The sequence below is a fragment of the Erwinia sp. PME.40.26/001 genome, assembly GCF_055556675.1.
On record NZ_JBVHNP010000225.1, the window covers coordinates 1 to 265 of the forward strand.

General features: G+C 57.7%; 1 protein-coding gene. It reads left to right on the forward strand.

All coding sequences use genetic code 11. The features are described 5' to 3' along the window. A partial coding sequence (locus tag ACZ3HG_RS23945; protein WP_465334894.1) for a hypothetical protein occupies positions 1–213 on the forward strand: 213 nt, incomplete at its 5' end. Between the last annotated feature and the right edge of the window lie 52 nt (positions 214–265).

Here is a 265-nt window from a genome sequence, read left to right on the forward strand (position 1 = left end):
GGTTGGGCACTTCGCGCTAGGGCGCTTGGCATGAAAGTAACCAGCGCGCCGGGCAAATTCGGCGACGAAGTGTTCCTGGTAAAGCGCGACGGTGACGCGGTGCAGCTTCGCCAGAACACGCAAGCACGTCGCCTGCTCGACATCACCGGATTCACTGGGAAACAGATCGCCATCATCGAAGACTTGAAGAAGTGCGGCCTGATCGCCGCCTAACCACCACAACGCATAGAGATAGGGACAGAACATGATTGATATGCGCCGCGTT